This is a genomic window from Parapontixanthobacter aurantiacus (assembly GCF_009827635.1).
In the GTDB taxonomy this organism is placed as follows: domain Bacteria; phylum Pseudomonadota; class Alphaproteobacteria; order Sphingomonadales; family Sphingomonadaceae; genus Parapontixanthobacter; species Parapontixanthobacter aurantiacus.
Genome location: NZ_WTYW01000001.1, coordinates 691,691 through 711,022, shown reverse-complemented (window position 1 = coordinate 711,022; position 19,332 = coordinate 691,691). Strand labels below are relative to the sequence as shown.

Genomic DNA, 19,332 nt, shown 5'->3' with positions numbered 1-19,332 from the left:
TGATGCCGCTGCCTTGCCGCGCGCCGGTGAAGCGGTCAAGCGAAGCGGGTGCAGCGCGCGGAGGTCGGCGAGGTCAGCCGCGTCGTGCCGCGATCAGGAATTCGACATTGCCTTCGGGTCCGGTGATCGGGCTCCGGACGATGCCGTCCACCGCCCAGCCCGCCCCTTCCAGCCATTCGCGCACTTCGCCGCATACGCGCTCGTGCAGTGCCGGGTCGGAGACGACGCCGCGCTTGCCGACCTCTTCGCGCGCCACCTCGAATTGGGGCTTGATGAGCGCGACGAGGCGACATTGGCGCTCGGCCAGTTCGAGGGGCCGTTCCAGCACCTTGGCAAGCGAGATGAAACTGGCATCGCACACCACCCAGCCGACCGGACGATCGATCTGTTCGCGGGTCAGGATGCGGGCACTCGTCTGCTCGAGCACCGTGACGCGCTCGTCCTGCCGCAGCTTCCAGGCAAGCTGGTTCGTCCCGCTATCGACGGCGAAGACGTGGTCCGCACCGTTCGCCAGCAGGACGTCCGTGAAACCGCCCGTCGAACTGCCGACGTCCATCGCGATCGCACCTGTCGGATCGAGCGCGAAATGTTCGAGCGCATGGGCCAGCTTGATCCCGCCACGGCTGACCCAGGGATGATCGCGCCCCCGCACTTCGAGGGGCGCACCTTCGGCCAGTTGCTGGCCGGGCTTGACGAGCTTGGTCTCGCCCGAAAAGACCAGCCCTGCCATGACGAGCGACTGCGCCCGCGTGCGGCTTTCGACGAGACCGCGATCGACGAGCATCTGGTCGAGGCGCATTTTTCTGGGCATGGGAGCGAAAGCCGTTAGCGCGCATTGGAGGACCATGAAACCGATATATCTGCATCTTACGGGCGCGATTGCGCTGAGTTTCACTCTGGCGGCCTGTATCCCCTCCGTCCCCGAAGAGGCCCCGCCCCCTGTTTCGCAGCCGCTTCCCGCGCCGACGCCGACGCCGACCCCCGCACCGCCCCCGCCCGTTCCGCAATACGAGAATTATCTCGATGCGCCGCAAACGCCAGGCGATTGGAGTTATGGGCGCGAGGAGGTCGGACAGACGCGGCGACTCTACACATTCGCCACCTTCGACACTCCGCAGGGAGAGACGCTGCTGCGGCTGACATGCAGTCCTGGCGGAAATGTCCTCATCGGACGTAGCGTCGACGGAATCACGACTTCGCAAATGGTCATCAAGACGGAGACAGCGACAAAGAGCTTCGTCGCACCACCCGACCCCGAAGGCCGGAAGTTGAAAACAGCGGTGGTCGATCCGCGAGACCCGATCCTCGATGCCATGGCCATTACCAAAGGCCGGTTCGCGATCGAGATGGACGGTTATCCCTCGATATACGTTCCCGCCTGGCCTGAAGTCAGCCGCGTGATCGAGGATTGCCGATAGCTCGACCCTTCGAGGTGCTTTACCGCGAGCGGTGAGCACCCGAAATTACGCTGTGAAAATCTCGTAAATCGCCCCTTGCATTTTGCGGTTGCGAACAGCAGATTGCTTTTCAAGATCAGCGGCGAACGCGGTCTTGGGCTTCCCGGTGAACGGCAGGCTCTGGCTAAATAGCGCGAAAGGAGGTGATCCGATGTCTCATGGTTCAGCAAGGGGGTCGGTAAAGTTCCAGGCGGAGCATTATCGCGGTTGAAGACGCGGTAAAGGTTTCGTCGGCGGCACTTCCGGCCGCTGACCCATGAAAGGGCGGCTCCTCTTTGTTGAGGGCCGCCCTTTTGTTTGGGTAAGCCATTTCGGACAGGTGCTCTCCGCCATCGCGCTTTGGCCGGGTTATCGACAGTCCTTGCCCTCGGCGCGGCTTGGCCATATTCGCGTCGAACCAAACGACGCCCACTCCGATGGAGAAGCACCTCATGGCCGATGCGCCGGCTCTCGACTTTCAGGCTATTCCCCACCCCGCCCCGGTACCCGGCGAAACGCGCCGCCAGGCGATCGCCGATCCGGGCTTCGGCACGGTGTTCACCGATCACATGGTCGTCCTCGACTATGACGAGGCAAAGGGCGGGTGGCATTCGGCAAGGCTCGGACCGCGCGAGGCGATTGCGCTCGATCCGGCGGCGGCGGTGCTGCATTACGCGCAGGAAATCTTCGAGGGGCTGAAGGCCTATCGCCATGACGATGGCTCGCTCGCCCTGTTCCGGCCCGAACAGAATGCGCGCCGTTTCAACGCCAGCGCGCGGCGCATGGCGATGCCGGAACTGCCCGAAGAACTGTTCATCGAAAGCATCCGCCAGCTGATGGCGGTGGACCGGGACTGGATGCCCGACGCTGAGGGCGGCTCTCTTTACCTGCGCCCCTTCATGTTCGCGAGCGAGGCGTTCCTCGGCGTACGTCCTGCAAAGCAATACAAGTTCGTGCTGATCTGCTCGCCCGTCGGAGCCTATTTCAAGGGCGGCGCGAAAGCGGTGAAGATTTGGGTCAGCAGCGATTACGTCCGCGCCGCACCAGGCGGTACGGGCGCTGCGAAGACCGGCGGCAATTACGCGGCCAGCCTCGTTCCGCAAGCGCAAGGCATTGCGAACGGTTGCGACCAGGTCGTCTTTCTCGATGCGGTCGAAAAGAAATGGATCGAGGAACTGGGCGGCATGAACCTGTTCTTCGTCATGGACGATGGCAGCGTTGTCACTCCGCCGCTGACGGGCACGATCCTGCCCGGTATCACCCGCGACAGCCTGATTCACCTGCTTCGCGAGGAGGGGCTGGACGTGCGAGAGGAACCTTATTCGATCGACCAGTGGGAAAGCGATGCGACGAGCGGACGCCTCGTAGAAACGCTGGCCTGCGGAACGGCGGCGGTCGTGACGCCGGTCGGGCGGGTCGTCGGAGAAGATCGCGACTTTACCATCGGCAGTGGCAGCGCCGGACAGATCACCACGAAATTGCGCGAGCGTCTCGTTGGTATCCAGCGCGGGACTGTGGCCGATCCAGCCGACTGGGTAATGCGCCTCTGACGAGGCCGGTTGCGCCCACTCCTGCTTGCCGGGCAAAACGATTACTGTAATTCAAAATCGCACCGTTCAAGCGGGCAGCCTGCGCACCTATCTCCGGTCAAAAGCAATCCGGAGTCTGACCAATGATCGAACATCGTCCTTTCGAAAGCCTCGGCGCAGCCAACCACGGCTGGCTCGACGCACATCACCACTTCTCCTTCGCCGGCTATCACGACCCGGCGCGCATGAACTGGGGAGCGCTGCGCGTGTGGAACGACGACCGCATCGCAGCCGGTGCCGGCTTTCCGCCGCACGGACATGCCGACATGGAGATCATCACCTATGTCCGCAGCGGCGCGATCTCGCACCGGGACAGCATGGGCAATGAAGGCCGCACCGAAGCGGGCGACGTCCAGGTGATGAGCGCGGGAACTGGCATCCAACATTCCGAATTCAATCGCGAAGACGAGGAAACGACCATCTTCCAGATCTGGATCGTTCCCGAAGAACGCGGTGGACGACCGCATTGGGGCGCTGCGCCGTTTCCGAAAGACGATCGCGCCGGGCGCTTCGTCACCCTCGCTTCCGGCATGGAAGGCGACGGGGACGCCTTGCCCATTCGCGCTAATGCGCGCGTTGCCGGGGCGAGCCTCGCTGCGGGCGAGAGCGTGACATACGAAACCGGCAAGGACCGGCACCTGTATCTTGTCCCGGCCACGGGTTCGATCCGCATCGAGGACGTCGAGGCGAAGGCCCGCGACGGCGTCGCCATCACCGACCGCGAAAGCGTGACGGTGACCGCGCTGGAGGATGCGGAGATCGTGCTCGTCGACGCCCGCTGAACTGCACGTCCCGCGCGGTCTTGCGTCAGTCGCGCGGGACGTTTTCGCGCAGTTCCGTCAGCCAGACGTCGGCTACCGCGTCGCTCGGTGCGCGCCAGTCGGCCCGCGGAGAGAGCGCCCCGGCTGACGTGACCTTCGGCCCGTTGGGTAGCGCGGATCGCTTGAACTGGCTGAAGGCGAAGAAGCGCTGGCAGAACTTTTCCAGCCAGTCGGCGATCGTCGACAGATCGTATTCGTTCTTCGCTTCCTCAGGAAACTCGATCGGCCAGACGCCGCTCGCCTTGTCGCGCCAGGCATGGTGCGCGAGGAACGCGATGTGGCTCGGTTTCTGTCCGTAGCGGATCGTGTGATGCAGGAAGAAGTCGTTGAGTTCGTACGGGCCGATGACTCCTTGCGTCGACTGTATTTCGCCGTCCTCGCCCGCCGGAACCAGCTCCGGCGAAATCTCGGTATCGACGATCGCATCGAGCGCCTTGTTGGTTGCAGGATCGAACTGGTCCGTGCGTTCCGTCCAGCGAATGAGATACTGAATTAGTGTCTTTGGAACACCACTATTGACGTTGTAGTGGCTCATCTGGTCGCCGACGCCATAGGTGCTCCAGCCCAGCGCCAATTCGCTCAAATCGCCCGTTCCGAGGACGAAGCCCTTGTGATGGCCGGCAAGCCGGAAAAGGTAGTCCGTCCTCAGCCCGGCCTGAACGTTCTCGAAGGTCGTATCGTAGACCGGTTCGCCGTCCGCAAAGGGGTGGCCCATGTCGCCCAGCATTTGACGTGCGGCCGGCTTGATGTCGATCTCTTCCGCCGTGATGCCGAGCGCGCGCATGAGGTCCCACGCATTGCCCTTCGTGTGATCCGAGGTCGCGAAACCGGGCATCGTGTAGCCGCGAATGTCGGTGCGATTTCTGCCGAGCCGGTCCATCGCCTTGGCCGCGACGATCAGTGCATGGGTCGAATCGAGACCGCCCGAAACGCCGATGACGAGCGATTTCGAACCCGTTGCCTCCAGCCGCCGCATAAGGGCATCGACCTGGATGTTGAACGCCTCGTAGCAATCCTCGTCCAGCTTGTCGGGGCGGTTCGGCACGAAAGGAAAGCGCCTGATGGGCCGACGCAGGCCGATGTCCCCGCCCTCGTAGCGATGCGTGAAGGAAACGGTCCTGAACCAGTCTTCGGGCCTTTCGGCGGCTTCTGCCGCATCGTTGAAGGTCTGCATCCGCATCCGCTCATTGAGGATGCGCTGCGTGTCGATGTCGGCAATGCACAATTCGGCCTCATGATCGAAGCGCACGCTCTCGACCAGCAGGTCGCCGAGCTCGTAGATCATGCCCTGCCCGTCAAATGCCATGTCGGTGGTGGATTCGCCGTAGCCGCTCGCCGAATAGGCATAGGCGGAAACCGTCCGGCTGGACTGCGCACGCGACAGCAGATGTCGCTCGTCCGACTTTCCGATCGTGATGTTCGACGCGGAGAGGTTGAGCAGGATCGTTGCTCCTGCAAGTGCGGCGCGGGTCGAGGGCGGATCGGGCGCCCAGAAGTCCTCGCAGATTTCCAGCGCGAAGGTGAAGCCCTTCAGATTGTCGGCGGAGAATACGAGGTCCCAGCCGAACGGCGCCTCATAGCCGCCCGCCGCGATCGTCTTGCCCACGATGTCGCGGCCATGCGCGAAGTAGCGCTTTTCGTAGAACTCGCGATAATTGGGCAGGAAGCTCTTGGGCACGACGCCGAGCAATTCGCCATTCGCGATGGCGAGTGCGCAATTGTAGATGCGCCCCTTGTGCCGCAGCGGCGCGCCAATCACCAGCACCGGGGTAACGTCGCGGCTCGCCTCGACGATCCGCTCGATATGCGCCTCGACGCTATCGAGCAGTGCCGCGTTCAGCAGAAGGTCGTCGATGGCATAGGACGACAGGCATAATTCCGGATAGAGAAGCAGATCGACATTCTGCGCATGGGCTTTCTTCGCCTGCTCGATGATGCCGTTTGCGTTGTATTCGACGTCGGCGGTGCGCACCTTGGGCGTGCTTGTCGCCAATCGCACGAAACCATGCGTATGCAGGTCGTAGAACGGGTGGTCGGTATCGGGCATGAAGGCGAAATTCCCCCTTTCGGTTTCGGGAACGCGCTGCCTGCGGCCCTCCCTCTGGCGAGTGTCCTAACGGCTCCTTACGCGGCGAGCAATTCGGACGCGGCCGGCGACTGTTCGAGCATGGCGATAAGCCCGCGCTCCTCGCGCGAGAGGTACTTGGTCGAGCGCGGAAGACGCTCAGTCTCGCGCCATGCTTCCTGTCCATCGACTTGCGCGATGACCGCCGGGTGGATGTAGCTGCGCCGGGTAACCGCGGGCGTATTGCCCAGCCGCTCCGCTACCGCTTCGAGCAGCACCTTGAGCGTCAGGCGTTCCTTCGCATGGAACAGCGCATTGTATGCCAGAACGCTGCCGTGCCAGGTGCGGAAGTTCTTCGCCGTGAAATGCTGGCCGGTCGCCTCGCGGATGTAGTCGTTCACATCGCCGCTATCGATCGCGTGAAGTTCGCCATCGTCATCGCGAAACTGGAACAGGCGCTGCCCTTCGAGGTCCTGCAGCCGCTTGATGACCCGTGACAGGCTCTTGTCGGCAAATTCGACGTGACGCTCCTTCCCCGACTTGCCGGGATAATGGAGAACGAGCTTGGTCCCGTTGACCTCGACATGGTTGCGTTGGAGCGTCGTCGCACCATAACTCTGGTTCGAGCGCGTGTATGTATCGTTACCTACGCGCACCGCACCCCTGTCGAGCAACCTGACGACGGTCGCCACGACCTTCCGCCGCGTCAGCTTGCGCGCCTTCATATCGTCCTCGACCTTCTTGCGCACCAGCGGTAGAAGGTTGCCGAATGCGAGGCAGCCGTCGAACTTCTCACTCTCGCGCATGGTTCTGAAGTCAGGGTGATAGCGATATTGCTTGCGCCCCGCCGCATCGTAGCCGGTCGCGAGAATGTGGCCATTGTCGGCCGGGCAGAACCATGCGTCGGTATAGGCCGGCGGGAGCGCGATAGCATTGAGGCGGCGTTTTTCCGCGCGATCCCTGATAAGCGTTCCCTTGGGATCGTAATAGGCCCAGCCGGTCCCGGCGCGCTTGCGCGTGATGCCGGGTAGATCGTCGTCGACATAAATGAGATGTTGCGGTTCGCTGGCCATGATCTTCGATACGTTCGAGGCGGCCCTTGGGTTTCCGATCGGGGAAAGAGAGGGCTTAAGGCGCTGCCGGTTTGTTCGCGCCGTGCGATCCCTGCGCCTTGCGCCAAGGGGACTGTCTGCCCAAGTTGCGGGTCGAGCGCATTCCAAAAGAAGGAGCCCCCTCGATGACCGACACGACCTATACTCCGCCCGAAGTCTGGACCTACGACCGGGAAAACGGAGGCCGCTTCGCCAATATCAATCGTCCGACCGCGGGCGCACGAGAGGAGCGCGAACTGCCCACAGGCGAGCACGATTTCCAGCTCTATTCGCTCGCCACGCCCAACGGGGTGAAGGCCTCCATCATGCTGGAGGAACTGCTCGAAGCCGGACATTCTGAGGCGGAGTATGACGCGTTCACCGTCAATATCGGCGAGGGCGAGCAATTCGGCAGCGGCTTTGTCGACATCAATCCCAATTCCAAGATTCCCGCCCTCCTCGACCGCAGCGGGGCGGAACCTGTGCGCGTCTTCGAATCGGGTTCGATCCTCGTCCATCTGGCGGAAAAGTTCGACGCCTTCCTGCCTGCCGAAGGCAAGGCGCGGACCGAAACCTTCAATTGGCTGTTCTGGCAAATTGGCAGCGCGCCCTTCATCGGCGGAGGCTTCGGGCATTTCTACGCCTATGCGCCCGAGAAATACGAATACCCGATCAATCGCTATGCCATGGAAACCAAGCGATTGTTCGACGTCGCGGACAAGCGGCTTCAGGAAAGCCGCTATCTGGCAGGAGACGAATACACCATCGCCGACATGGCGGCATTTCCGTGGATGGAGCCCTTCACCACCGGCAAAATCTACAACGAGGCGAAAAAATTCCTCTCGATCGACGAGTATGAGGCGGTCGGCAGATGGGCAAAGGAGATCGCCGAACGCCCCGCTGTCAGGCGCGGACGGATCGTGTGCAAGACCTGGGGCGAGGAGAACGAGCAGCTCGCGGAGCGCCATTCGGCTGAGGATTTCGAAGGCAAGGCGATCTAGCGCCGCGAGACAATGAAGGGCGAAGCAATTCGCCCTTCACATCCGCATCGACACCGCTATATGGGGCGGCGCCCGGCCGGCGGTTTCTTCCACGAACCTGCCTGCTTGTGCATTGCTGGGGTGTGGCCAAGTGGTAAGGCACCGGTTTTTGGTATCGGCATTCGCAGGTTCGATCCCTGCCACCCCAGCCACTCCTCGACAGTCTCGCCCCGATCAGCCGTAGGTCCGCGTAAAGATCGGAGCAGCACCCGCTATCGCTTCGGAGGGCCGTAGCGGCTGTCGAGCCGGTCGAGGAACCGCGACACCGCGAAGCACAACGTTGGCACGAGCAAGATCGAGATCACCCCGTAGACAGGGAACGTTAGGCAAGGATGGTTAACGTTACGCTAAATCGCTTTCGCCAGGCTCGGGGCACCTGTGAGCGATGAAAGCCGTTCACGCCAACCCACGACGCCGAACGGTCGCTCCGATACTCTTAGTTTTTGATAAGACCGGGTCTTTTATGGAACCGCGGATACCCCATATGGGTAATTTGTCTTTGGAAGCGTGACGAGGTAAATGAGCGATCATAGCGCCATACTCAACCGCCTGCGCCGGATCGAGGGGCAGGTTCGCGGCATCGCCGGAATGGTCGAGGACGAGCGATACTGCATCGACATCCTCGTGCAGCTGCAGGCCGTGAAGGCCGCTCTCGGGCGCGCCGAAAGCGAGATCCTGAAGCGTCACGCCGCAAGCTGCGTGACGGAAGCGATCGATAGCGGCGACCCGGTCGAACAGCAGCGCAAATTCGCCGAACTGGTCGACCTGTTCGAAAAGGCAAAACGATGAAGAACATTTTCCTGATAATCTCCGCGATCTGTCTTGCACTTTTCGCCGTGCCTGTCGCGGCCCATGGACCGGACGACGAACAGGGCGCGTCGAGCGAAGCCGCCTCTGCACAAGCTGGCAGCGCAAACGAAACGCAAGGAAATGCAGCCGCGCAAAGCGCCGCGGGTTCGACAAGCGCTCAGGAAGAGGGCCGCTCGGACGAAGCGCATGAAAGTGATTCCGGTTCGATCCTGACAAAACTGCACCCCGCGACCGTTCACTTTCCCATTGCCCTGCTGCTGATGGCGGCGGCGACGGAGGCTTTCGCGGCAGCACGTTCCGCCGACGCAAGCGGCCTTTACCGTGCCGTGAACGTCATGGTCTGGGGCGGCGCGATCGGCGCGGTCGTCGCGGCGATCTTCGGATGGATACACACCGGCCTCTGGTTCGGGGGCGGGACGACGATCCAGCTGCACCGATGGACCGGCACGAGCATCGCGGCAATCTCGCTCGGCGCGGCGGCGATTTCGGGAGCCACCAATCGCACGGCGTTGCGCTTCGTCCTCGGCTTTCTGACACTCGCCATCTTCGCACAAGGCTATTGGGGCGGCGAACTCGCCCATGGTCCCAACCATCTCGGCTTATGAAGGAAATGATGATGCACAAGATACCGTTTTCGTCTTCCCGCCTCCGCAGTCTGACCGGCGGCTTGGCTCTCGTCGCAGCGCTGTCGGCCTGCGCCGCGCAAGCCGCGGAACTTACCATGTTCCGCGATCCCAATTGCGGTTGTTGCCTCGCCTGGGCCGAGCATATGGAACAGGGCGAGAAGCACGACGTCACGACGATCGATCATCCCGACATGGGATCGGTCAAGGCGGAGAACGGCGTGCCTGACGATTTGCGCTCGTGCCACACGGTCCTTGTCGATGGTTACGTGATCGAGGGCCACGTGCCCGCAGCCGATGTCGAACGCCTGCTCGCCGAGCGGCCAGAGGGCGTCACCGGCCTCGCGGTCGCTGGCATGCCGATGGGCTCGCCGGGGATGGAACATGGCGACCATCGCCAGCCCTTCGAGGTGATCGCATTCGGACCTGCCGGCCGCAGCGTCTGGGCGAGTTACGAAGGGAGCGGTGCATGAAGGACAAGACAGCGACCGTTTATCGCATGGTCATGCCGGACCATGTGTGTCCTTATGGTCTGAAGACGATCGATCTGTTGAAACGCGAAGGGTATTCGATCGACGACCACCATCTTGAAACCCGCGCCGAGACCGATGCCTTCAAGGAAAAGCACGACGTCAAGACAACCCCGCAGACATTCATAAACGGCAAGCGTATCGGGGGATACGACGATCTCCGGGAGCATTTCGGCAAGTCGCGCAGTCAGCCAGCCGAAGACGAGACTAGCTACCAGCCGGTGCTCGCGATCTTCGGCGTCGCCTTCCTGCTCGGCCTCGCCATCAGCTGGTACGTATTCGAGACGATCGTCACCGTTCAGGCGATCGAATGGTTCGTCAGCCTGTCGATGGCACTGCTCGCGATCCAGAAGCTGCAGGACGTTCGCAGCTTCTCCACCATGTTTCTCAATTACGATCTGCTCGCACGCCGCTGGGTCCGTTACGGCTTCATCTATCCGTTCGGCGAGGCACTGGCCGGCATCCTGATGGTAGCGCATGCCTTGCCGATAATTTCCGTTCCCGTGTCGCTGTTCATCGGCACGGTCGGCGCCGTCAGCGTCTTCAAGGCGGTATATATCGACAAGCGCGAACTCAAATGCGCATGCGTCGGCGGGAGCAGCAACGTGCCGCTCGGCTTCGTGTCGCTGACGGAGAACCTGTTCATGATCGGCATGGGCCTCTGGATGGGAGCGAAGGCACTCGGCTGGATCACGCTATGATCGCAGCACTTTTGCTTGGTTTCGCGCTGTTTGCCCTGTCGCTCTACTTTCATCTCTGGATGCTGCGATGGGCCAAGGCGATCTCGCCTGCCGGCAAGGACCCGCGACACCTGCGCCTGCTAGGCGGCGCCTCTATCGTCCTGCTGAGCCACCTTGTCATTGCCGCTATATTCGCTGCCGGAATGTATCTCGCGGCCCAATGGGGTCTCGGCAGCCTCGAGAAGGACGTCATCGATAGCTGGATGGACTATTATTATTTCGCGCTGATCACCGTTTCGACCGTGGGGCTGGGCGACATCCTGCCCGCCGGTCACATGCGCGCCATTTCCGGGATCGCGGCACTGACCGGGTTCCTCATGATCAGCTGCACGGCGCAATATGTTTACAAGACCATGAGCAAGGAGGAGAGCTGAGATGGCCGAAAACCGCAAACACGCAGAACATTCCGACAAGGGCGGCGGCGGCAATTACTGGCGCTTCATGGCGATGGTCGCGACCTCGACCGTCATCATGTTCTTCCTCATGTACACCAACACCTATGACGCGGACCAGATCTTTTGGAGCGAGACGCGCTTCTGGATGATGTTCGTGATGGGCGCGATGATGATGATCGTCATGCTGCTTTTCATGTGGGGGATGTACAAGGACCGCACGAAGAACTTCATCATCATCGGTGTCGGAGTCGTCATGTTCGCGCTCGCCCTCTGGCTTGTGCGCAGCCAGACCACCGTCGATGACGAGGAATACATGGCGGCGATGATCCCGCACCACTCGATCGCGATCATGACGAGCGAGCGGGCCAGCATCAAGGACCCGCGCGTCCGTAAGCTGGCGCATGACATCATCCTCGCCCAGCGTCGCGAGATTGCGCAGATGAAGTATCTCATCGCGGACATCGAGGAAAATGGCGTCCGCACGGAAGAGCGGCTCCCCGAAAGCCTTGCCGTCCCAGTCGACCTGCCCGAAGTCGAGACGACGCAGCAGGGAGCGGCCCAATGACCCGAACGATGACTCGCGCCCTCCCCCTCGCCCTCGCCCTCGCCGGTTCAGTCCTGCTGGCCGGTTGCAACCAGAACACCGCGCTCGGCAACGACCGGGAAGCCGGGATGTACCCTGCTCCACAAGCGGCTCCGATCGTCGGCGTCGAAGAGGCCTTGGCAAATGTAGCCGTCGAAATCGTAAAGCCGGAGACGATGTCCGATGCCGATATTCGTGCCATCGGCGGAACGGCAGACCGCTGCGTCTTCCGCCTGACCGAAATGTCTTTTCCCGCCTTCGTGTACGAGGCAGGTGGCGACGCCTTCATCAAGCTCAACGGCAAGCTCGTTCCGCTCCGTGCCAGCGGCGAGAACCGCTACATGGCGGGCGGGCTGCTGATCGTGACGCGGCTGATCGACGAGACCGGCAATGCCGGACTGCAAATGCAGGAAATGATCATGGTGCCGCCCGATGCGAAGGACGAGCTCGGCTATCGCGGCTTTGCGCAATGCTACGGAACGGCGAGCGCCTGAATAACTGCGGCTGCGTCTATCGTTCGTCCGAGCGATAGACGCGCACCCAGTCGACTTCCATCGCGAGTTCGCCCGCCTTGATCCGCTCGACCGTGGCAGCGGGCAGACCCTTGTAGGGTTCGGAGATACCGTTGGTCTTGAACGGATAAACGCCGCCGACCGCGAAGTTCAGGATGATGTGCTTGGGCGTATCGAAGCGCCATTCGCCGTAATTCTCGACCATGGGCCGCGTCACCCGGTAGGTCAGCCGACCATCGACTTTGAACAGGATGCGCTCGGCGTTCCAGTCGACTTCGTATTCGTGCCAGTCGGTGACGTCGGTACCGGGCTCGAAGAAGTACTTGTTCACGAGGGGCGTCTCGCCCGAATAGCCCGGACCGTGGAGAGCGACGCCCGTCCAGTCGGCTTCCCCGACATATTCCATGATGTCGATTTCGCCGGTGTCCGGCCATTGCCCGTTGCCGAGCAGCCAGAAGGCCGGCCACACGCCGGTCGCGTCGGGCATCCGGATGCGGGCGACGGCGCGACCATAGGTGAAATCGAACTTTTCCTCGGTCGTGATTCGCCCGGAGACGAAGTCGGCCTTGCGCCCGGTCGGGGTCTCGAATCCCTCTTCGAAGCGCGGTTGCAGGCGCAAGACGCCGTCTGCCGCGCCATCGACGCTACCCGCGGCGGCGAATGCGATGGTGCGAGGCGCGTCAATATAGGCCTGCTCCTCTTCGTTCACCCAAAAGGTCGGGCCGACGACATTCCACTTGCTCCGGTCGAGCGAGCCGCCATCGAAATCGTCGGCGAAGATCAGTTCTTCCGACGGGGCCGCAGCCACCGACTGGGGCGCTGTGTTCTGGGCGCAGGCGGGTGCGAAAATCACGCACGCCGTCGCAGTCAGCAGTGCCTTGTAAACGTTCATCATCCTCTCCCGATAAGCCATACAGAACGAAGGTGCTCGCTTGCCCCGGTCATGCCGGACGCCGCGCGAACAGACCGAAACCGGCAATGATTGCGTAGCAGGCGATCGGCAGGATCATCGCGACCGCCAGGCTGCTGCTGGCATCAGCGAGGACGCCATAGAGGAGCGGAACGACCGCTCCGCCGAAGATCGCGACATTGATGATGCCCGAACCGTCCGCCGCTCGCGAGCCGAGCTTCTCGCAGGCGAGCGAGAAGATCGTCGGGAACATGATCGAGTTCATGAGGCCGACCGCGAGCAGGCTGTAAGCTGCGACTTCTCCCGAGGTCAAAATGCTGACGAGGATCAGCACGATCGAACCGGTCGCGTTGAATGCGAGAATCTTCCCCGGCGAAAAGACGCGCAGGAAATAGGAACCGACGAAGCGGCCCACCATCGCTCCGCCCCAATAAAGGCCGATCATCCAGCCGATTACGCTTTCGGGTTCGCCGAGAACGCGATCCTGCGCGAGATAGTTGATAATGATCGAGCCGATCGAGACTTCCGCGCCCACATAGAGGAAGATGCACAGGGCCCCGTAGCCGAACCGGCTGCGCTTCAGCAGGTCAAGCCCGGCCAGCCCCGAAGATGCCTCGTGCTTCTCGCCCTGCAAACGATTGCGAAACAGCCAGACCGCCAATGCCACCAGTGCGATGAGGCAGGCGACGCCGAGATAGCCTTGCCAGATCGCTTCGCTTTCGGCCTGCCGATAGGCTTGCAGTTCCGCACCCGAGAGCTCGGATGCGCTCAAACCTGCCAGGCTACCGAGGATGACCGCCGCGCCCACGATCGGAAAGACGGTCGTGCCGAGACTGTTGAACGCCTGCGCGAAGGTGAGGCGGCTATGCGCCGTCCTCTGCGGACCAAGGAGGGAAATCAGCGGGTTGGCGACGACCTGCACAATGACCACTCCGCTGGCGAGGACGAAGAGCGCGAGCAGGAACATCCAGTACGTCGCCGTCTGGCTCGCCGGAATGAACATCAGGCAGCCCAGCATCATGGTGACGAGGCCCGCCACCGCGCCGCGCATATAGCCCAGTCTCTTGACCAGTTTCGCTCCCGGTATCCCGATCACGAGATAGGCGGTGAAGAAGCAGAACTGCACGAGCATCGCCTGGGTATAGTTGAGGGTAAAAAGCTCCTTCAGCTTGGGAATGAGCACGTCGTTGAGCGACGTGATGCCCCCGAAGATGAAGAACAGACCGAAGACGAAATAGTTGAGACCGGGCGCGTGAATGCCGCCCGCGTCCTCTTCGACGGGATGCGGATCCGTGCTCGTTGCCACATCGGGTGCGAGTGCCATTGTCATTATCCTCCCAAAGCTCGGCACGATTCCCTCGAAGCCGAGATATCGCCGCGCCGATTGACTGCCGGTCTCTTGCCGGCATGCAAAAAGAATTACCCGATCAGCCTAGAAAGAGCACGCGGTTCCTTCGGGAAGGTTGTCCCGTTCGATGGTGGCGATGTCGAGCGTGAACGCACCCTCGCTGGCAATCGTCAGCTCGTTGCCGAGCCCGCTCGCACATTCCTCCGTAATGACCATTTCACGCCAGTCCTTCTCGGCCGCGACCGAAAGCGGCTGCGTCAGGGAAAGCGTCGCGCTGCCAGTCGTCAGAGTAACCGTTTGCTGCGGACGCTGCCTGACACGGTAGACGATGCGGTAAGCCCCCTCGCCCTCTTCGGTCTGCGATATGGTCAGGGCCGAGCCGGGCGTGAATGTGATCTCGCGCGAATCTTCCTGAGCATTCCGGTCGATCCCGCGTGCCGTGACGCCGCCGCCCGCTCCACGCAGATCGGGCAAGGCGACCCCGCCCGCCACTGCCGTTATGCCCTGCTCGAACCGGCCGTTGACGAACCAGTCGGAGCCGCTCGCCGCGAGCAAGGCGTCGCAGCTTTCGTCGAGCATCGGCAGGCTGGACCGCTGGGTCAGCGAAAGGCCGTAGCCGACCGGGAACAGCGCCTTTTCCGGCCCGTTCACCGGCCCCGCATCGCAACCGCGCGGCCAGCTGAAGCTCAGTCGCCCGGTGGAAGGTTCGGTGCCGGTCAGGACGTCGGCGATGCCAGCTCCCTCGCTACCCGGCAACCAGGCAGCGACGAAGGCGTCGGCCGCGTTCAACTCGCGATTGACCCACATCGGACGGCCCGACAGGAACACCGCCACGGTCGGAATGTCTTCGGCTTCGAACCGCCGCAGGAGCGCCAGTCCCTCCTCGTCGGAGAATGCGACATTCTTCCGGTCCCCTGCGAATTCCGCGTAAGGCTCTTCGCCGAATACGACGATCGCGACATCGGGGCGGGTCGTGTAATCGCCGTCGGGCGCAAGCATGGCGGTTCCGCCGCTTTCTTCGGTCGCAGCCTTCAGTCCCTGCCAGATGGAGGTGGCGCCGGGAAAGTACTCGTTGTCGAGATCGCCCCCGCCCTGCCATGTCAGGGTCCAACCGCCCGCAGCCTGCGCGATGTCGTCGGCGGCGCTGCCAGCGACGAGGACGGTGGCCCCGGCCTTCAGCGGCAGCACGCCATTGTTCTTCAAGAGGACCTGCGACTTGGCGACTGCCTCTCGTGCGATCGCCCTATGTTCGGCCGAGCCGAGCAAGTCGTAGCGACCGGCTACGGGGCGCTGCGACGGCCTCACGAATTCGTCGAGCAGGCCAGCCCGCATCTTGACGCGCAGCACCCGTCCGACCGCTTCGTCGAGGCGCGCCATCGGGATGGTTCCATCGCGCACTTGCGCGACGGTCGTCTCCAGCAAGCCGCGCCATTCGTCCGGGACCATGTAGATGTCGAGCCCCGCCAAAAGCGATTGCGGGCAATCCGTATTGGTGCACCCTGCCACTTGCCCGTGCCCGTTCCAGTCCCCGACCACGAGTCCGTCGAAGCCCAACTCATCGCGAAGTACGCCGGTGAGCAACGCCTCGTTGCCGTGCATCTTCCTGCCGTTGATCGAGTTGAAGCTTGCCATGACCGCCTCGACGCCCGCGTCGATCGCGGCAGGATAGGGGGCGGCGTGAATGGCCTTTAAGCTCTCGATGTCGCCGGTAACTTCGCCTTGATCGACGCCTTGGTCCGTTCCGCCATCGCCGAAAAAGTGCTTCGCCGTCGCGATAACATGCTGGCCGCGCAACCGGTCCGGATCGCCCTGGCGGCCTTGCAGTCCTTCGATCAGCGCGGCTCCCAGAGGCGCGACGATGGCCGGATCTTCGGAATAGCTCTCGTAAGTCCGGCCCCAGCGATCGTCCCTCGCGACGGCGACCGTCGGCGAAAAATTCCAGTCGATGCCCGTGACGGCGATTTCCGTCGCGGTCGCTTCCCCGATCCGGCGGACGAGATCCGCATCGCGCGTCGCACCCAAGCCGATATTATGAGGGAAGATGGTCGCACGAATGACATTCGTATGGCCGTGAACCGCGTCGGTGCCCCACATCATCGGGATGACCGGCTCGTTTCCTTCAAGCGGTTCGACGGAGGCGAGATACATTTCGTCCGCCAGCTTCAGCCATTCGGACGCTTCGGCGAATTCGTCACCATATGGGCCGCCATTACCGCCGTTCAGATAGCTTCCGAACCGATAGCGGCGCATGTCCTCAGCGGTGAAACTGTTGATCTGCGGTTGAACGAGTTGGGCGACCTTTCGCTCGATGCTCATGCGGGAAAGCAGATCGGCAATGCGCGCTTCCTCGCTCGTCTGCCCCGAGACCGCGGGAAGCGTATTCGCCTCGTTCGGTACGGTGCTGCAGCCGGCAAGACATACCGCAAGGGCTGTCGCCGTCCAAAACGCTTTCATGGCCAATTGTCCCTCCCGGTTCTCTTTATGAGAACGTTATCAATTAGACGGGTTGCCACGCATGGCGCTCGAAATCAAGTCGCTATCGGGTCCGGCTGATCGTCAGGAGCAACGCCATCGCCATCGCTGCCAATGCAGCCAGAACGAAAAAGAGCGCGCCAAAGCCGAAACTCGGCACGAGCGCAATCGCGATCCACGGCATGATGAGGCTGGGAACGGTATTGGTAAGATTGAACAGGCCGAGGTCGCGCCCGCGAGTCTCTGGCCGGGGCAGCACGCGCAAGGTCTGGCTGGAATGCAGGGCGAGGAACACGCCGGTCGACAGACCGAACACCATGTAACCGGCGATCGCTCCCGCGAGACTGGATGACAGCGCCATCAGCAAAAGACCGCAACCGCCTACGCCCGCTCCCACTGCGAGCAGGATGATCGGCCGGTCGTGACGGTCCGACCATCGCCCAGCCAGAAGCGCGAGCGGGACCGAAAGACCGAGCACGACGGCGAACAGGCGCGCCGTATCGTTGTCGGTGAAAGCCTCGTCGATGCCCATTATCCAAACGAGGAGGTAGGCGAACAAAGCTGCCTCGGTAATCTGCACGAGCAGCCTCGCGAGCCACATCTTGCGAACGGCGCCCCGCCCGAAACTCCGCGGTCGCTTGCCCGAAACCTCACTCGGAGCGACGAGGTGCGGCATAGGACGCGGCTTTCCGAAGACGATTACCGGCAGGACCATGCAGGCAACCAGCCCGGCCACGAGCAAGAGCCGGTCATCCTGTCCCGCCAGTCCGGGAAATGTCACAAGCGCGCCGGAGGCTGCCCCCAGCGCCGGCGCGAAAGCTAGTAGCCCGCCGAGCAATCCCTTCTGTTCGTCGGGAATGACATCGCCGGCCCAGGCGGCAAGTGGCCCAAGCATCATGTTAATTGCGATCTGCCAAAGCACGATCGTCACGATGAGTTCGAGCGGACCGTCCGTAGCCCTTACCGAAACGAGAAGCAGGCAGGAAAGCAAGAGGCCGCCGACGATCCACGGCTCGCGGCGCCCCGTGCGATCGCTGGCCCAGCCGAAACCGATATTGGCGAGGCTGGCGGCGATAGCGCCGAAAAAGGCAATATAAGCGAGATAATCGATCGTGCGACCGGCCGAGAACTCGGCAACACGAACGGGAAGAAGCAGTGTAAGGAAGGGAACGTAGGACACCGATCCGCCCGCGACGGCCAGCGCATAAAGCCACATGAACCGCCTCGACTGGCGCGGCGGAACCGTGGATTTGCTATCCGTCACGTCGCGGCGCTGTTGCGGTCGATCCGCGAACGACCAGCTCGCCTTCGACGATGACGGGTTCGTGGCCGGGATTATCTTCGGGCGGTTCGATGAGCAGTTCCACCGCGCGCGATATGGTCGCGGCGATTGGCTGGTCCACTGCCGTCAGCGGCGGCCTCGTGAAGCGCACGATGGGCGAGTTGTCAAAGCTCACTAGCGACAGGTCCCGTGGGACGCTTAGGCCGCGTTTGCCCGCAACTTCGAGCGTGGCGAGCGCCATCTGATCGCTGCTGGCGATGATCGCCGTCGGGGCCTCGTCCAGATCGAGCAGCTTGCCGGCCGCTGCAATACCACTCTCGAACCCGAAATCACCGCGCTCCAGATAATTTTCGTGCGGCAGACCGGCCTCGCCCAAAGCTTGCCGCCAGCCTTCGATGCGCCATTGCGACAGGCTGAAATCCGTCGGACCGGCGATCAAACCGATCCGCTCATGACCCAGTTCGATGAGATGCTTCGTCGCGAGCGCCGAATTGTGCTCGTCGCCCATCGACATCGCGATGCCGGGCCCGTCCTGCATAGACCCGATCCGCGCGAAAGGAATGCCCCTTTTCGCAAGCAGCCGTGTGATCAGCGAGTTCTCCGAATGGGGCGGGGTCAGGATGACGCCGTCGGGCTGCAACGCCGCAATCGCCGCCCCCAATTCGCGCTCGACATGGTCGTTATGCGTATCGACGAGCTCGATCAGCATCCGATAGCCGTGCTTCGCGCAGGTCAGCATGCCGCCGAGCAGCATCTGGTCGACCCAGTCGCGCCCTTCCCGCGCCCGCCAGTCGGCGATCGTCAGATCCCGGTCGTTGATTGCCATGATAATGTAGGACCGGGAGCCGCTCATGCGCTGCGCCGCGATCGAGGGAACGTAGCCGAGCCGGTCGATACTCGCCTGCACGCGCTCTTTCATGGCGGGGCGCACATTCGGCTCGTTATTGATGACGCGGCTGACGGTTTGCAGGGAAACCCCTGCATCCGCTGCCACATGCTTGATCGTCACCGACTGGCGCCGACGTGCCATTCTTCGTTAATCCCCTGGACTGACCCCGCCCGATATGGCTCTTTCCTAAAAGCCG

19 protein-coding genes and 1 tRNA gene are annotated in these 19,332 nt (G+C 62.4%); 12 read left to right on the top strand and 8 right to left on the bottom strand.

From position 1 onward, the window contains the following. Window positions 1-73 precede the first annotated feature (73 nt). Window positions 74-811, bottom strand: a complete 738-nt coding sequence (locus tag GRI38_RS03460; RefSeq protein WP_160681518.1) for a TlyA family RNA methyltransferase — start codon at window positions 809-811, stop codon at window positions 74-76. A gap of 34 nt (window positions 812-845) precedes the next feature. Here GRI38_RS03460 and GRI38_RS03455 point away from each other — a divergent pair, with 34 nt between their 5' ends. The 3 genes from GRI38_RS03455 to GRI38_RS03445 all read left to right on the top strand — a co-directional run bounded on the left by GRI38_RS03455 (window position 846) and on the right by GRI38_RS03445 (window position 3,807). Then, window positions 846-1,418, top strand: a complete 573-nt coding sequence (locus tag GRI38_RS03455) for a hypothetical protein (RefSeq protein ID WP_160681517.1) — start codon at window positions 846-848, stop codon at window positions 1,416-1,418. 470 nt (window positions 1,419-1,888) lie between these two features. Then, on the top strand, window positions 1,889-2,986 hold the full coding sequence (locus tag GRI38_RS03450) for a branched-chain amino acid aminotransferase (protein ID WP_160681516.1): 1,098 nt from the start codon (window positions 1,889-1,891) through the stop codon (window positions 2,984-2,986). Between the two features lie 122 nt (window positions 2,987-3,108). After that, window positions 3,109-3,807, top strand: a complete 699-nt coding sequence (locus GRI38_RS03445; protein WP_160681515.1) for a pirin family protein — start codon at window positions 3,109-3,111, stop codon at window positions 3,805-3,807. 25 nt (window positions 3,808-3,832) lie between these two features. Here the strand turns inward: GRI38_RS03445 and GRI38_RS03440 are convergent, their stop codons facing one another. Further along, entirely contained in the window at window positions 3,833-5,893 is a 2,061-nt protein-coding gene (locus GRI38_RS03440; protein ID WP_160681514.1) for an NAD(+) synthase, read from the bottom strand. 77 nt (window positions 5,894-5,970) lie between these two features. After that, window positions 5,971-6,984 carry a DNA topoisomerase IB gene (locus tag GRI38_RS03435; protein ID WP_160681513.1) on the bottom strand — a complete coding sequence of 338 codons (1,014 nt, stop codon included), beginning with the start codon at window positions 6,982-6,984 and terminating at the stop codon, window positions 5,971-5,973. A 164-nt stretch (window positions 6,985-7,148) separates the two neighbouring features. On the opposite strand from GRI38_RS03435, the gene yghU reads away from it, so the two are divergent. From yghU to GRI38_RS03390, 9 genes are all read left to right on the top strand, one after another. Then, the gene (gene yghU, locus GRI38_RS03430; RefSeq protein ID WP_160681512.1) at window positions 7,149-8,003 is read left to right on the top strand and encodes a glutathione-dependent disulfide-bond oxidoreductase; all 855 of its coding nucleotides are present in this window, start codon (window positions 7,149-7,151) and stop codon (window positions 8,001-8,003) included. Window positions 8,004-8,119: 116 nt separating this feature from the next. After that, window positions 8,120-8,194, top strand: a tRNA-Gln gene (locus GRI38_RS03425). A 367-nt stretch (window positions 8,195-8,561) separates the two neighbouring features. Further along, on the top strand, window positions 8,562-8,831 hold the full coding sequence (locus GRI38_RS03420; RefSeq protein ID WP_160681511.1) for a metal-sensitive transcriptional regulator: 270 nt from the start codon (window positions 8,562-8,564) through the stop codon (window positions 8,829-8,831). Further along, entirely contained in the window at window positions 8,828-9,457 is a 630-nt protein-coding gene (locus tag GRI38_RS03415) for a DUF2231 domain-containing protein (protein ID WP_160681510.1), read from the top strand. The genes GRI38_RS03420 and GRI38_RS03415 overlap by 4 nt, the downstream gene beginning before the upstream one ends. A 5-nt stretch (window positions 9,458-9,462) precedes the next feature. Continuing rightward, a complete protein-coding gene (locus GRI38_RS03410; protein ID WP_237487418.1) occupies window positions 9,463-9,948 on the top strand; it encodes a DUF411 domain-containing protein in 486 nt (161 codons plus the stop codon). Beyond that, entirely contained in the window at window positions 9,945-10,706 is a 762-nt protein-coding gene (locus GRI38_RS03405) for a MauE/DoxX family redox-associated membrane protein (protein WP_202389828.1), read from the top strand. The genes GRI38_RS03410 and GRI38_RS03405 overlap by 4 nt, the downstream gene beginning before the upstream one ends. After that, a complete protein-coding gene (locus tag GRI38_RS03400) occupies window positions 10,703-11,119 on the top strand; it encodes a potassium channel family protein (RefSeq protein WP_160681508.1) in 417 nt (138 codons plus the stop codon). Before GRI38_RS03405 ends, GRI38_RS03400 begins: the two co-directional genes overlap by 4 nt. 73 nt (window positions 11,120-11,192) lie before the next feature. Next, window positions 11,193-11,705, top strand: coding sequence for a DUF305 domain-containing protein (locus GRI38_RS03395; protein WP_160682443.1), 513 nt, complete (start codon window positions 11,193-11,195; stop codon window positions 11,703-11,705). Continuing rightward, window positions 11,702-12,217 carry a DUF6692 family protein gene (locus GRI38_RS03390; protein WP_237487330.1) on the top strand — a complete coding sequence of 172 codons (516 nt, stop codon included), beginning with the start codon at window positions 11,702-11,704 and terminating at the stop codon, window positions 12,215-12,217. The genes GRI38_RS03395 and GRI38_RS03390 overlap by 4 nt, the downstream gene beginning before the upstream one ends. Window positions 12,218-12,233: 16 nt before the next feature. On the opposite strand, the gene GRI38_RS03385 is transcribed toward GRI38_RS03390, so the two are convergent. From GRI38_RS03385 to GRI38_RS03365, 5 genes are all read right to left on the bottom strand, one after another. Further along, window positions 12,234-13,130 carry a glycoside hydrolase family 16 protein gene (locus GRI38_RS03385; RefSeq protein WP_160681507.1) on the bottom strand — a complete coding sequence of 299 codons (897 nt, stop codon included), beginning with the start codon at window positions 13,128-13,130 and terminating at the stop codon, window positions 12,234-12,236. A gap of 46 nt (window positions 13,131-13,176) precedes the next feature. Next, entirely contained in the window at window positions 13,177-14,469 is a 1,293-nt protein-coding gene (locus tag GRI38_RS03380; RefSeq protein WP_160681506.1) for a sugar MFS transporter, read from the bottom strand. A 108-nt stretch (window positions 14,470-14,577) separates the two neighbouring features. Further along, window positions 14,578-16,947: a glycoside hydrolase family 3 protein gene (locus GRI38_RS03375; protein ID WP_160681505.1), complete on the bottom strand. Its 2,370-nt coding sequence runs from the start codon at window positions 16,945-16,947 to the stop codon at window positions 14,578-14,580. 82 nt (window positions 16,948-17,029) lie between these two features. Continuing rightward, on the bottom strand, window positions 17,030-18,229 hold the full coding sequence (locus GRI38_RS03370; RefSeq protein WP_337191230.1) for an MFS transporter: 1,200 nt from the start codon (window positions 18,227-18,229) through the stop codon (window positions 17,030-17,032). Continuing rightward, a complete protein-coding gene (locus tag GRI38_RS03365; protein WP_160681504.1) occupies window positions 18,219-19,277 on the bottom strand; it encodes a LacI family DNA-binding transcriptional regulator in 1,059 nt (352 codons plus the stop codon). Before GRI38_RS03365 ends, GRI38_RS03370 begins: the two co-directional genes overlap by 11 nt. Window positions 19,278-19,332: the final 55 nt, after the last annotated feature.